General features: G+C 44.6%; 10 protein-coding genes and 2 pseudogenes. 7 read left to right on the top strand and 5 right to left on the bottom strand.

Features of this window, described 5'->3' with window-relative positions; genetic code table 11:
* The 3 genes and pseudogenes from Q0R35_RS08045 to Q0R35_RS08035 form a co-directional block, all read left to right on the top strand.
* A pseudogene (locus Q0R35_RS08045) lies at positions 1-516 on the top strand (BREX system P-loop protein BrxC); the annotation flags it as partial.
* Between the two features lie 64 nt (positions 517-580).
* Positions 581-1,207 (top strand): hypothetical protein, encoded by a 627-nt coding sequence (locus Q0R35_RS08040; protein ID WP_295615836.1) that lies wholly within the window; start codon positions 581-583, stop codon positions 1,205-1,207.
* An 81-nt stretch (positions 1,208-1,288) separates the two neighbouring features.
* Positions 1,289-1,741 (top strand): annotated as a pseudogene (locus Q0R35_RS08035) (DNA adenine methylase); the annotation flags it as partial.
* A gap of 529 nt (positions 1,742-2,270) precedes the next feature.
* Here Q0R35_RS08035 and Q0R35_RS08030 read toward each other — a convergent pair.
* From Q0R35_RS08030 to Q0R35_RS08015, 4 genes are all read right to left on the bottom strand, one after another.
* A complete protein-coding gene (locus tag Q0R35_RS08030) occupies positions 2,271-2,987 on the bottom strand; it encodes a L,D-transpeptidase (protein WP_295615830.1) in 717 nt (238 codons plus the stop codon).
* Positions 2,988-3,146: 159 nt separating this feature from the next.
* Positions 3,147-4,355 carry a HEAT repeat domain-containing protein gene (locus tag Q0R35_RS08025; RefSeq protein WP_295615827.1) on the bottom strand — a complete coding sequence of 403 codons (1,209 nt, stop codon included), beginning with the start codon at positions 4,353-4,355 and terminating at the stop codon, positions 3,147-3,149.
* A 118-nt stretch (positions 4,356-4,473) separates the two neighbouring features.
* Entirely contained in the window at positions 4,474-5,565 is a 1,092-nt protein-coding gene (gene mraY, locus Q0R35_RS08020) for a phospho-N-acetylmuramoyl-pentapeptide-transferase (protein WP_295615823.1), read from the bottom strand.
* Positions 5,566-5,643: 78 nt separating this feature from the next.
* A complete protein-coding gene (locus Q0R35_RS08015; protein WP_295615820.1) occupies positions 5,644-5,925 on the bottom strand; it encodes a DUF3134 family protein in 282 nt (93 codons plus the stop codon).
* Positions 5,926-6,062: 137 nt separating this feature from the next.
* Between Q0R35_RS08015 and Q0R35_RS08010 the strand changes: the two genes are divergently transcribed.
* The 3 genes from Q0R35_RS08010 to ctpB all read left to right on the top strand — a co-directional run bounded on the left by Q0R35_RS08010 (position 6,063) and on the right by ctpB (position 8,957).
* Entirely contained in the window at positions 6,063-6,650 is a 588-nt protein-coding gene (locus tag Q0R35_RS08010) for a PAP/fibrillin family protein (protein ID WP_295615817.1), read from the top strand.
* A 15-nt stretch (positions 6,651-6,665) separates the two neighbouring features.
* Positions 6,666-7,448, top strand: coding sequence for a PD-(D/E)XK nuclease family protein (locus Q0R35_RS08005; RefSeq protein ID WP_295615814.1), 783 nt, complete (start codon positions 6,666-6,668; stop codon positions 7,446-7,448).
* 186 nt (positions 7,449-7,634) lie between these two features.
* Complete coding sequence (ctpB, locus tag Q0R35_RS08000) at positions 7,635-8,957, top strand: carboxyl-terminal processing protease CtpB (RefSeq protein ID WP_295615811.1); 1,323 nt, start codon at positions 7,635-7,637, stop codon at positions 8,955-8,957.
* 113 nt (positions 8,958-9,070) lie between these two features.
* On the opposite strand, the gene Q0R35_RS07995 is transcribed toward ctpB, so the two are convergent.
* On the bottom strand, positions 9,071-12,100 hold the full coding sequence (locus Q0R35_RS07995) for a plasmid replication protein, CyRepA1 family (protein WP_295615808.1): 3,030 nt from the start codon (positions 12,098-12,100) through the stop codon (positions 9,071-9,073).
* 399 nt (positions 12,101-12,499) lie between these two features.
* Here Q0R35_RS07995 and egtD point away from each other — a divergent pair, with 399 nt between their 5' ends.
* Positions 12,500-13,516 carry an L-histidine N(alpha)-methyltransferase gene (gene egtD, locus Q0R35_RS07990; protein WP_295615805.1) on the top strand — a complete coding sequence of 339 codons (1,017 nt, stop codon included), beginning with the start codon at positions 12,500-12,502 and terminating at the stop codon, positions 13,514-13,516.
* Positions 13,517-13,702 lie beyond the last annotated feature (186 nt).

Raw genomic sequence — 13,702 nt, 5'->3', positions numbered from 1 at the left:
CAAGCCGAGATTGCAGCGGTAGTGGCACAACTCGCGATCGATCGACCCTGGCGCGATATTGCCAGTCTGGAGCCGCAATTGCAGCAAATCGAGTCCCACTACCTGAGCGTTCGGCGATCGCTATTGGAGCGGCAGGAACAGCAGGCAGAAGCGATTCGCCACAAGGTGAAGCAGCGGTCTGGCTATGCCCGACTCAGCCCAGACAAAGCGACCTATGTACTGCGTCCGGTGACGGACGCAACCTACAATACGACTGCTGAGGCACTTTATCCGCCATTACTGGTGCTCAAAGATTCGGCAGTATTGGGGCTACAGATGGCGGAAGAACAGGCGAATAGTTATCTCGACGATGCCCTGTCGCAAGCCACCGACAAACAGGTGATGACGATTGCGATCGAGTTAAGTGGGCGGGAAGTCAGTTCGCCGGAGGAGGTGGAGGTGCTAGTCAACCAACTCCGCGATCGGTTATTATCTCAGCTTGATGGTAAGTCCAATATTCGGATTCGGTTGATTTGAATTGCTGGTATTCCGATCGAAATTCCCCGTAAAATTAGAGTAGTTTGCTGGCGATTTACTAATTATGGCATACAACAATTTCACGTTAGATTCTGTCAAGAATCAATTTAAGTTAAAGTTACGCGACCATCCTTTCTGCTCGGATTTACCTCCAGCAGAACCAGCACCAGATATCCTAAGCGTTCTCAATCGCTGGGTACCGATCGCCGAATCAGCTCGAACTGAAAAAGCCAGATCTGAAATATTAGTTAGTCCGATTTTATTAGAAGCAAGAAGACTTACTAATGAAAGAGTACAAATATTTTCTGGTGAAGAGTTTAATGTAGACAAGGAGCGAGGCTTGAACGGCTTTTGTGATTTCTTATTTAGTAGATCTGATAATCGATTAACTATCGATGCCCCAGTTTTAATGCTAGTGGAAGCTAAACGAGGAGATCTAGAGACTGGATTGGGTCAATGTGTTGCCGAAATGCTGGCAGCACAACTTTATAATCAGAGTCAAGAGCAATGGATTCCAGTTATTTATGGCTGTGTGACTAGCGGTAAATTTTGGCAATTTCTTAAATTAGAAGGTAATAGTGTTACTGTCGATCTGACTACTTATGCAGTGATGCCAGTCCAAAAAATTCTTGGTATTCTCAAGTGGATGTTAAGCGATCGATCTACAGATATTACAGTAGAGCAAGTGTAGTTTACTATTAACTTATCTACAAAGCCTTCCCGCGTTTCTCTTGTGATAAACTCCGATAAGCTCATTTGTCCGGCGATCGCAATGGCTAGTCTACCTCATCCAGTTCAGTCTCAGGGCAACAAGCGAAACCTTGCGGCATATATTCTGCGGTTTTTGCCTAGCCGAGTAGATCGGTTGGTAGAGCCTTTTTCTGGAACTGCCGCAATTAGCATAGCTGCTGCTGCCGAGCAAAGTACTCAATTTTCATCGCTAGATTACAAACAGGTACTAGCTAAAGTCCAGACCAATGACTTTGTTTATATGGATCCTCCTTATCAAGGTGTGTGTGGGAATAAAGATTCCAGATATTTTGCTGGAATTTATTTTGAGGATTTTGTTATAGCCCTCGAACATCTTAATGAAAGAGGCATATCATTTGCAATTAGTTATGATGGTAGGCTAGGTAATAAAACTTTTGGCAGAGTATTACCAGAAAGCTTGGGACTCAAGAGAATTGAAATCGAAGTTGGAAGATCTTCGCAATTAACATTATTAACGCAAGTTAGTCTTTGAATTTGATTTTCCACATCAGCCATTGCTTGTTTAGTGAGCTTAACCCCAGTTTTATAGATTTCGGTAATGTTTTGAGTCCGTCTGTGAGTTCCAACATTTGCTAAGATCTCCTGTCGGTATAGATTCTTAATCTATCTTCCTCTCTCGGAACTATTTATTTCTTGGAAGTCCCTAAGACATGCAAAAATCCTTTAAACCTAGATCCCCGACTTCTTAGAGAAGCGGCGGTTTTATTCGGAGGTTCCCTCCGAATGAAAAAACCGACAAGACAGTCGGGGATCTGTAAAGCTGACGATATGGCAACAGTTATACATCACCCGCACCGCGATCGGGATTACCGTCGTTGTCGGTGCCGTCTTATTTGTAGGTATTGTCGTCAATAAATTATTGGAACAGTATCACTCTAAATCTCATCTAGATCGAGGTATGAGTTGGGTAACTAAGTTCCATTTAAGTAGAATAAAAATTCGAGGAGTGATAATTAATCATCACTCCTTTTTTGTGAAGCAAGCTACTCATCAACAACTTTTACTGTCGTACCTACTTTGACTAGTGGAAATAGTGCTTTTACATGCCGATTGTACATCCGCACGCAGCCGTTAGAGACAGCCTTACCGATCGAGTTAACATTGGGAGTACCATGAAAACCGATAACATCTTTCCCGTCAGTCCAAAACCCAATCCAGCGCGAACCGAGTGGGTTTTCTTTACCTGGAGCGAAGTATTCGCCCGTTCTAAAACTAGTCCAACCTGGATTTTTAATTTTCTCCATTACTTGCCATTCGCCTGTGGGTGTTTCACGCCCTTTTTTACCGATCGCCACTGGATATTTATTGAGTAATTTATCACCTCGATAAACATACACCTGCTTTTCTTTGAGCTTGAGCAGGAGGGTGATGGCGTTATTTACCGGGGTTTGAGTGTTCGTCGCCGCAGGTTTGGTAGTGGGAGTTGTTGCGGGAGTCGAACTAGTCCCCGTGACTGGTTGGCTAGGAGTAGTGGTACTCGTCCCATTTACTGGTAAAGGCTGAGTTACAGGACTACCGACTGGAGCGGTAGCTGGCTTGGTAGAATTAGCAGGTGGCTGCTGTACTACAAATGTTGATGAGGGCAGATCGGGGTGCTGGCGAAGATTGGTTGTCGCCGATAGCTTGGTAGGCATCGCGGCTAGTGTGGTGGCTAGCAACAATCCGGTACTCAGGAGCAAAGAAGTTGAGAATCGAGACATTATTAAACTCTGTTGACTCTAAATATTTAGCTGTTATCCAACCATCGTTAAAATTATTTTACCCATCTAGTTCCTCATTTCGCTCATTCCGATCGACTGAAACCAAAACCATCAGTAGTCAGGATTGAGGTGGTGCGCTCGTCAGTCGATTTGCACATTTTAGGAGATCGGAGTTGGGGATAATTTAGCAAGCGCGGTGATGGCATGGAGCCTAACTCGATCGTCGAGATCGGCTGACAGCTTTACTAGAGTGGGGACGCTAGCGATATTACCCAAGTTCCCCAGTGCTGCGGCAATTTCGCGATCGACAATTGCTGAATGTGTTGAAGCGACAGCGGCGGATTCCCAATAATCGACTAGTCGTTGACTGGCATATTCGCGTTCTAATTCGGTTTTACCAAGCGCGACAATGATTTCGGGAGCCAGATCGAGCGGAATATCGGGTAGAGCGGCAATTAGACTATCGATCGCCGTTTGGTTCCCAATCCAGCCTAATGCCAAGATAACAGGCGATTTTAAGGCAGTGGGGGTGCGATCGCTAACTAATACCTCGGTCAATAATACTACGACTTTAGGATCTGGCAGTCTTGCCAAACCGAGGATGGTGGCTTCACATACGGCTAAATTGAGATCGAATAATAACGGTCGCAAATGTCGGCTCAGATCTAAGGCGATCGCCAAATCGCTCCGCAGGCTCAATGCAGTTGCAGCAGCTTTGCGAACGTTCGCCGCCGTGTCGGTAAGTTTAGTAATTAGTAATGGCGGAATGCGCGGATCGTGAAAACTACCTAAGGCTTCGACAATAAGGGTACGGAGCTGCGGATCGGGATCGTCGAGGAGGTGGATTAGTGGCTCGATCGTCTGGGAGTGGCGGATCTGCGTCAGGATGGTGATGGCGATCTGCCGCTGTGCTGCGGGTAGATCGGGTGTTGCCAAGGTTGCTGTTAAAGCGGCGATCGCCGATGTACCAATTTTGGTCAAGGCACCAACCGCGATCGCCGTTAATTCTGGTTCTTCATTGTTTTTAATGATGTCTACCAATGCAGCGATAACTTGAGGGCGATCGAACTCCCCCAAAATTCGCGCTCCAAACCACCGATCTTCGGCATCGATGTTGGGGTCGTTAACTAGATCTAACAGGGGTTGAATGGCAATTTCGCCCAGTTTGGGGACGATTTTGGCAATCTGCCATCTGTCCTCGAAATCACCCTCAGCTAATATTTGCAAGGCAATGTCTAAAACTCGATCGTTCCCATTAATCCGATCGAGCGGTAATTTGTGGAGATAATCGATCGCGATCGAGCACCTGCCACAATCGGCTGCGGCGGCGGCTTCGTCGATCGAACTAAGGATGGGATCGGATGGCATGGGGGAGGAAGAAGTAAGGAGTAAGGAGGAAGAAGTAAGGAGTAAGAAGTAAGGAGTAAGGAGTAATTTTATTTCTTTTGTCCTTTACTCTTCTTTCCTAAAGCCTAAAGCCTAAAACCTAAAATCTAGTTGCCAAAGCAATCAGCACTAGTACGACTTCGATCGCGTAAAATACGCCGACTACTTGGGTTTCCGTCCAGCCACTCAACTCTAAGTGGTGGTGGATTGGAGCCATTTTGAATAGTCGCTTGCCTTTGCCTTCAGCGTCTTTAGTTGCCTTATAGTAAAACACCTGAGCGGTGACAGACAGAGCCTCGATCGCGAAAATTCCACTTAAAATAAATAGCACCCATAAATTCTCAGTCAGAATTCCTACCGCCGCTAGTGCGCCACCTAGAGCGAGAGATCCGGTATCGCCCATAAATACTTTGGCTTTGTTGCGATTGTGGACGACAAAGCCTAGATAACTACCGCTCAGACATATACAGAAGATCGCTAGATTCGGCTCTTTAGGGAGGATAATTGCGGCTAATCCGGCTAGTGCGATCGCGCCAGTACCGCCAGCCAAGCCATCGACACCATCGGTTAGGTTAGTGGCATTACTTTCGGCTAAAAGTGCGAATACTGCCAGTCCCCAGAATAAGACACCCAAGGGAATGATGATGTTAAACGGTAAATGCACGTTGGTAATCGTGTTACCCCGGCGGTAGATTGCCCATCCACAAAAAGCGATGGCGATCGCTGTTTGTAATAACAATTTACCTTTGGGTGTCAGACCTTCATTTTTGCGATTGCTCAAACTTTTCCAGTCATCTACGCCACCGATCGCAAAATAGCCCAGACTCGCTACAGTAACCGCGATCGCATCAGGGTCGAACCGCGACCATAATACACCTAAAATCGTTCCGATCGGGACGACAAATACGCCCCCCATCGTCGGCGTTCCAGCTTTTTTGAGGTGCGCTTGGGGGCCGTCTTCACGGATGAATTGACCCATTTTTAACTGCTTGAGCAGCGGAATCGCCTGATAACCAATCGCGCTTACCAGTCCGGTAGACACGAGAAAAGGGAGCAGGAGTGAATTCATCAAACCCCTGCCCTGCTGTAAATCTAGCCAGAGAATCGATCCAGTTAGCACGATTCCGAGTAAAATTAGCAAGACAGTTCCCGTAGGATTCAAACCCCTGACAGATGCTGATTTACCCTCCATCTATTTCCTCCGAGGTAATTTCATCACTACGTTAATTTACAAATCGATCTTGGCGGGTGAAGACTCTAAACAATCTGTCTAGACATCATCCGTATCGTCAGAGTCATCGCTATCTTCTTCTTCGGCATAGGCGCGATCGTCTTCAAATAATTCTTCATCAGAATTGGGCAGATCTAACGCTGAGATGGCGGGATCCCGTTCGTCGCGATCGATCAACCGCCCCTGTGCTTCGAGCCACTCTAAAATTGAAGTGTTTCTTTGTTCGGCAATTACTGGGGCTGGTTCGTAGCGAGGTTGTTGTTTGAGGGCTGGGTTGATAAATGTATCTAGGATATCGAGGGCTTCAGTGGAATCGGACATGATGAGTTAATTAGCTTCGAGTTGTCATAGTCTATCATTTTAGGGGATAGAGGATATTTCGCTCGAAAATAGCGATCTGCAAAAATTACATCCGCTGCTAACCGATCGATAAATCTCTGATTAATTAGCGAATTTCTATGCCTAAAGCCAAACTACTTGCAGCCATCGCTGGCAAAAATCGCGGAATTTTAGCAACCCCCGTCGATCGACAGGCGATTCTCGCGGCTATTGCCGAGTTAGAATTGCAAAATCCTCACCCTCGTCCGCTGACAACGGCGATCGATCTTTTGGGCGGTGACTGGCGGCTGTTATATACTAGCAGCCAGAGTTTGCTGGGTATCGATAAATTTCCGCTCTCCAAACTCGGCGACATTTATCAGTGCATTCGACCGACAGCCAGCGCGGTTTATAATATTGCTGAAGTGACTAGTCAGATCCCCGGATTGAATGGCTTAGTGGCGATCGTTGCCAAATTTACACCAGTCAGTGAAGCGAGGGTAAATGTGGTCTTCAATCGATCTCTAGTGGGCTTACAGCGACTCTTCAACTACTCAGCTCCCGATCGATTGATTACCGCTATTGAAGACGGTCGAAAATTTACCGCGATCGATATTCCGATCGACCGTCAAGGTAAAGAACCTGCTTGGCTTGAGGTTACCTATCTCGATGAAAATCTCCGCATCAGCAGAGGTAATGAAGGTAGTGTTTTCGTCTTGACAAAGTGAATATTACGGCCAACTATGCTCCGAATCTCTCAACGACATCTGAAAATTCTCGAAATTTGTCCGCGTCAATTCGAGTATACGTTTTGCGATCGATTGACAATGCCGATTGCCCCAGATCGACAATCTAAAACCCAGTTAGGCAGCGATTTTCACTTGCTGATGCACCAGCGCGAATTAGGGTTACCGATCGAGCCAATATTAGCCCGATCTCCGCAATTAAATACCTGGATGGATGCGATGCTCCAAGCTGCGCCAGAACTCTTTACTACACACACGCAAGCTTGGCGACAGAGCGAACACGTTCGGACGCTTGAAGTTGATGATTATCTATTTACAGCTATTTATGACTTATTAATTTTAGACTCTAACAAAGCCCAAATTATTGATTGGAAAACTTATCCCCTACCTAAATACAAAAAAGATCTCGATCGCGAATGGCAAACTAGACTCTATCTATATATTCTTGCCGAAACCAGCAATTATGTACCCAAGCAAATGACTTTTACTTATTGGTTTATTCAATCTAACCCGACACCCAAATCGGTGAAAATCGATTATACTCTCAAACAACATCGTCAAACCAAGCTAGATTTAGATGATTTACTTGCAAAGTTAACCAACTGGCTTGCAGCCTACCACGCCAAACAGGAACATTTTCCGCAAGTATCAGCGTCTACAGGCTCGTGTGAGCGTTGTAACTTTGCCATTCGCTGCGATCGTCTAGAATTATCAGATGCAGCATCCAAAACGACCTTTGACAGTCGCGATTTATACCATCTTCCTAGCATTCCCATCTAGAACGATCGCAAAGTTAAGATTTATTAAGTTTGCTTACGTAACTAACGTCAAAAGTACTAAATGTGCCACAAATCTGTCGAGATTGAGTTAAATTAGCAAGAATAGAAATCTAGCGTCGAGGCAGATCGCCCACATCGCTCGATCTCCAGCGCAATCATATCCCAAGAAAGCAATCATATTGTTCTTATGACTCGACCATCTACATCTCGATCTGCTTGGCAACATCAAGTTTTGCGTGGAGCAATGTTTACTGGAGCCTACATTGCTACACTGTTACCGCTGGCTAGTTCTGCTCTTGCCGCTTCTAAAGATAGCCCCAAAGCGATCGTGGATGAGGCGTGGCAAATTGTTAATCGAGAGTATGTAGACGGCACTTTTAACCGTTTGGACTGGCAAAAAACCAGAATGGAACTACTCAAACGTAACTATAAGAACCGTCAAGAAGCTTACGTTGCCATTCGTTCTACTCTCAAAAAATTGGGCGATCCTTACACCCGATTCATGGATCCGCAACAGTTTCAATCTTTAAATAATCAAACCAGTGGGGAAATGTCTGGTGTCGGCATTAAACTCGAAGCCAACCCCCGCACCCAGCAGCTTGTAGTTGCCGAAGCAATCGATAATTCGCCAGCATCTAAAGCAGGTATTAAAGCTGGTGACGAAATTGTTGCGATCGATGGTAAGTCTACCAAAAATATGACCCTCGATGGCGCAATTAGTCTGATTCGGGGCGAAATTGGCAAACCGATTACGCTCAAAATCGCACGCGGTTCGATGCGTCCGTTCGATATTCCCCTCACCCGCGCTCAAATTGAAGTATCTTCAGTTTTCTCGGAAGTCAAACAAGAAGGTCGCCTGAAAGTCGGCTATATTCGGCTAGCGGAATTTAGCTCGCACTCGTCCGAGCAGATGCAAAAAGCCATCAAAGATCTCAATAGCAAACAAGTTAATGCTTTCGTTCTCGATATGCGTGGTAATCCTGGTGGATTGCTACAAGCCAGCGTCGAAATCGCCCGGATGTGGTTAGATAATGGCACGATCGTTAAAACAGTCGATCGTAAAGGCGGTAATGAAGATTTCCGCGCGGTACAAGGCGCGCTAACACAGCTACCGATGGCTGTATTAGTAGATGGTAATTCTGCTAGTGCTAGCGAAATTCTCGCAGGCGCACTCAAAGATAATCGTCGCGCTCAAATCGTTGGTGCCCAAACCTTCGGTAAGGCTCTAGTTCAATCGGTACATTCGCTCTCCGATGGTTCGGGAATGGCGGTAACAGTGGCTCACTATTACACTCCCAATGGTACCGATATCGGTCACAAAGGAGTCACTCCCGATGTTAAAGTCGATCTTAACCCGATGGAACAAAGGAATCTAGCTGAGTCGCCTTCGTTATTGGGTAGTAATAAAGATCCTCAATATCTACGCGCGATCGCTGTACTTCAATCCAAAAATATGGCTACTCCCAATACCAACAAAGTTCCCGCGATGAGCAGTACTCGTCAGAATTAGGGAATAACGGCAATTTAGAGCCAAAGATCCAATGCCTAAATGCTTAGATCCCTAGATCCCCGACTTCTTTGAGAAGTCGGGGATCTTTATTTTACTATCCACTATCCACCAACTTACGCCCGATGCACAAGTTCTCGACTTTGCTGGTGTTGCCAGATTTTAAAAATTTCATCACGACCATCATTTAATAACGATCGATCGAGTTGATAACAACTTATTGTTTTATTTGATTTATTAGAGCCAGATTGAATTGATTGAAGTTTCAATCCTAATAGTTGTAGAAAACGATTGAGAACGGTAATAGGATTAACTTCACCATTATTATAATTAGGCATATCAATCCCGATCGCGCGTTTGATATGTTGGCTGCACAAGTAACTAATTCGTTTGAGTGAAATTAGATCTGGGTCGGTAATTTGTAATTGTCGATCGCAGCCTAAGAAATTAATAATGCCCAGTGCGAGTAATCCTTGAATTTTGAGAATATGATGATTGACATCGGGCAAGAAAATTCGATCGGGACTAGTTTCGCGATCGCGATCCCAGACTAAATAGATCGACTGGGGTAAATATTGCTGATGATTGAGTAGATAGAAGTGAGTTAGAAGCTGTCCGTAATAACCCTTGTCATCTTTTAATTTTAGCTCTGGGGTTACTGTCACACCATAGCGTTGCTGAAGGGTATATTTCTCAATTTGAGCGCGTTCGATATCGGTAATAAAGCGTTTATTTGATAGATATTGATAATCCCGATGACCGAGATCTTCAGCAGCCGCAATCGCGCGGGCGGCTTGAAGTTTAACCTGTTGCTGAATTTTTTTAGTTTGGGTACCGATTAAATTATATTCACGATCGCGTTGAGATTTATCTTTATGAACGTCGGCAATTTGCCGCATAATTTCCATCGCTTTTCGAGGATCGGTTTTAGTTGCCTGAATTAGTGCCGTTCTCAGTTCTTGTAGGCTATCGCGATCGCGATCTTCGCTAATTAATTGAATTTGGTGTCCTTCGCCAATTAATCCTAATTTAACAGCATCTCGAAACAGCGTAATTGAGGCATTTACCCGTGCGGCAAATTTTGCCCAAGTGCGGAGATGAATCGGATCGAAAACAAATGGTAAATCGACATCGATCCGCATGAGCGGACACATTAGCGCGTAGTTTTCTTTATAGTTCTCTTGATACCAATAAGCAAGCGATCGATAATTATTACTACCACTCCCAATCGTCCCCATTCCCCGTTTAGCACACCACAAATATCGCGGTACATTTGCACGTACTCTGGCTAATGCCTGACGTACTTCGGTATCGGGAATTACACCCTGAAAAATGCCATAGACTCGATCGAAATGCTTGACATCGATACTCACGCCAGTACCTAAAGTTGGCGTAACAAATACCGCATCGTATTCGGGAGCCTGAGTATTAATCGACGAAACAAAATCTACCGCCGGATGTCCGGTAGTATTGGTAGTATGGCTGCAAACTACCAGCGTTTTGGTATAACTATCTTCAAGTTGCTTGAGCGTCTGCTGAATATAGCGATCGATTGTATCGGAACCATATCGACCCGATCGACTGTCGGTGGTAACATAGCATTTATGTCCAGCCCGGAGATCGAGTTCTAGCTGGTGAATTAGTGCCGTAGGGTTCGGAGTATCATAAAAATGCACATCCCAGCCTCGCTCGGCTTGCCAACGGTCGATCGCAATCCACGGTTCGATTTTATCGTTGGCTAATCTCTTGAGATAATCGATCGAAATATCCGACAGATCTGCATCCTGCGCGATAATCAGTCCATCTGTCTCGACAACTGTACTAATTAATTTCTGAAAAGTTTTTAAAATCGCCAGTCGCTTTTTTTTACAGGTAGAACTATGTAGTAAATGCCATAGCGATTGTTCGACTTCATCTAAAATAATTATCCCGCCTTTCCAATCGGCTGGATTGAGTCGCCACATGGAATCTAGACACAAACCAAGGCTATTTGACTGTTGTTTGGGAAGCTGTTCGTTTATCCAACTCACACCAATTCTTTGGCACAAAAACCTGCCTAGTTGAATGCGGTGAGTCAGTAATAATACCGGACGATTTTCTGCTTGTGCGGTAGCAACTACTGGAATTAGTGCAGTAGTTTTACCGCTACCTTTAGGTGATTTTACACCAACAATTCCCCTAGCAGGAAAATCTATCTTAGGTAAATAGCGACTCTCAATTTCGAGATTAGCTGGATAGGTTAATTCGCTATGCCGCTTCGATCGAGCGATATCTATTTCTAATTCTAGCGATTGGCGATAAATCGATTCAAAAGCATCGATACCCCGTGCAACTATATAATCATCGATGCCCTTTTCTAATCCAGGTAATCTAATAACTTTAACAACACAGCTAGACCGTTGTAATAGCTCGCCTAAATGGAAGATTGCTGTATCTACTAATTTAGCTTTACGAGGAACATCTTCATAATCAAAACAAATCGAAATCTCTTGCTTGCGATTGGCAAATTTAACCAGCTCTGGAATTAGATATCGATCGAGCGTATTACCATGAAAATCTTTACTAACGCGGTAACCACTATTAATTCCCGGTAGCGCGATCGCCGGATAGCCGTAAGTCAATAGCGTAGCGGCTTTTTTGACACCCTCACAGATAACGATCGGTAGTTGTCGATCGAGTACCCATTGCCAAAAACCCTGAGCTTCCCCATGTAAATCTATCTCAATTTTAGCAGGTAGTTTAACTTTAAATAAAGCCGCTGTTTTTGCCCAAATTTCCTTAGTTACCCGCAAGCAAAATAATCGAGTCGATACACTCGGTGGATGTTCGTATTTAATAACTTTACCATCTTGATTTTTTGCAGGTGAATTTGGCTTGAATGTTCCCCATTCCATTGCTTGCCAATCATTAAGCGGATCTAAACCCGCACACCACCAACCACCCTTCGCGCAGTGGCTATATCTTTTCATCCAACTTGCCACAACTTGCCCGCTATTATTACGCGGAATTTGTGGTGAAGTAAACAATCGATCGTAAGCAGAATTCCCCTGTAAAGATCTAAAATTTAAAGCGAGTAACGCTCGATCGATATTACTAGCATCGACTAATTCTATGTGGTGGGCGCGATCTAAAGTAGTCTGTGTCACGATCGAATACTGCGAGGAGGGGACTCACATTCTAATCGAAATTTTTCAGAAAAAACCAAGATTAATTTAAATAGATTTAATCGATCGCATGTGGGATATTGACTATTTTTAACCGCTATGGATAGCGTAATATATCCAAACTATTAGTTCATTTATTCTGGTTAAGATCGGCAAATTGGCGTAGTCGATTCTGAAAAATATTCTATCCAATGGCAGATGGCTGGCATAACGAGATCGAGCGAGTGGGAAATCCCTACCTTTTTTTATTTAAATATTAGGTTCTCATGAAGAAAAGGCAGTTACAAATTTGTGCCGATTGCTACAATAGTATACATCTACTTGTAAATCGAGATAAGATTTCAGATACCCACAAATTACTAGATCGAAGGAAAAGTTTAAGTGAAAACCCAAGTTGACGAAGCGCGACTGCGATGGATTGCTCTAGATGCCGATTTACCTCAAATCGATTGTGGTAGCGACATTATCGATGGCTTGAGGCAAAATCCTAAAACGCTACCTGCTAGATATTTTTATGACGATCGCGGCTCCGAATTATTCGAGCAAATTACCGATCTACCAGAATATTATCCCACCCGCACCGAACAAGCCATCCTCGACACCTACGTTTCAGAAATTGTCGAATTGACTAGAGCTTGCGAACTTGTAGAACTAGGTAGTGGTAGTTCTCGCAAAACTCATACCCTACTTACAGCTTACTCGCAGCTAGACGATCCGCTGCATTATTATCCGATCGATGTCAGCGCGGGAATTCTCCGCACCACCGCACTACAATTATTAACAGATTATCCCGAACTTAATATCTGTGGCGTAGCAGGTACCTACGAACGCGCACTGGCTAACCTACCACCCCGCATCATCCAAAACCGGATGCTGATGTTTTTGGGGAGTACGATGGGCAATATGGACGATCGAGCCTGCGATCTCTTTCTCACTCAAGTCCAGCAGGCTCTCCAACCAGGTGAATTTTTCTTATTAGGTGTAGACCTCCAAAAGCCGATCGATGTGCTAGAAGCTGCTTATAATGATGCCCAAGGTATCACGGCTGCTTTTAATCTCAATATGTTGCAGCATCTGAACGATCGGTTTGAGGGTAACTTTAATCTCGATAATTTTGCACATTACGCCTTCTTTAATCCCGTCGCCAGCCAGATCGAAATGCACCTCAAAAGCTTGACAGCTCAAACAGTCAAGCTCAAGGATTTGGATTTAGAAATTTCGCTCGAATCGGGTGAAACCATTCATACCGAAATCTCTCGCAAGTTTCATCTCCCCACTCTGAGCGATACGCTCACAAACCATGCCCTCCAGCCGCTTAAAATCTGGACAGATCCTCAATCTTGGTTTGGCTTGATTCTTTGTCAACGGCAGTGTTTACTTTCTGGCGATTGTCCTTAGGTGATTTATGGCAATAATACTCCCTTAATATTGTCTGAACTATGATTAAAATGATTTACTGATGGACTATGATTTATGCGATCGGACAATCTTAGTCCATCTATTCGTTGGCGTAGCCTCTCATGTGGAGAATCGCATAAATAATCATGCGATAAGAGAATGGATGACCCCTAGCTTCGCTCTTGC

The sequence above is a fragment of the Chamaesiphon sp. GL140_3_metabinner_50 genome (genome assembly GCF_025361915.1).
Classification (GTDB): domain Bacteria; phylum Cyanobacteriota; class Cyanobacteriia; order Cyanobacteriales; family Chamaesiphonaceae; genus Chamaesiphon.
The sequence above is the reverse complement of the archived record's forward strand: the minus strand, read 5'-3'. Positions and strand labels throughout refer to the sequence as shown.

Bases quoted from the DNA above. Each gene is read 5' to 3' on its own strand.
- Q0R35_RS08030 (WP_295615830.1), bottom strand. From the start codon at position 2,987: ATGTCTCGATTCTCAACTTCTTTGCTCCTGAGTACCGGATTGTTGCTA.
- Q0R35_RS08015 (WP_295615820.1), bottom strand. From the start codon at position 5,925: ATGTCCGATTCCACTGAAGCCCTCGATATCCTAGATACATTTATCAAC.
- Q0R35_RS08010 (WP_295615817.1), top strand. From the start codon at position 6,063: ATGCCTAAAGCCAAACTACTTGCAGCCATCGCTGGCAAAAATCGCGGA.
- ctpB (WP_295615811.1), top strand. From the start codon at position 7,635: ATGACTCGACCATCTACATCTCGATCTGCTTGGCAACATCAAGTTTTG.
- mraY (WP_295615823.1), bottom strand. From the start codon at position 5,565: ATGGAGGGTAAATCAGCATCTGTCAGGGGTTTGAATCCTACGGGAACT.
- Q0R35_RS08005 (WP_295615814.1), top strand. From the start codon at position 6,666: ATGCTCCGAATCTCTCAACGACATCTGAAAATTCTCGAAATTTGTCCG.
- Q0R35_RS08025 (WP_295615827.1), bottom strand. From the start codon at position 4,355: ATGCCATCCGATCCCATCCTTAGTTCGATCGACGAAGCCGCCGCCGCA.
- Q0R35_RS08040 (WP_295615836.1), top strand. From the start codon at position 581: ATGGCATACAACAATTTCACGTTAGATTCTGTCAAGAATCAATTTAAG.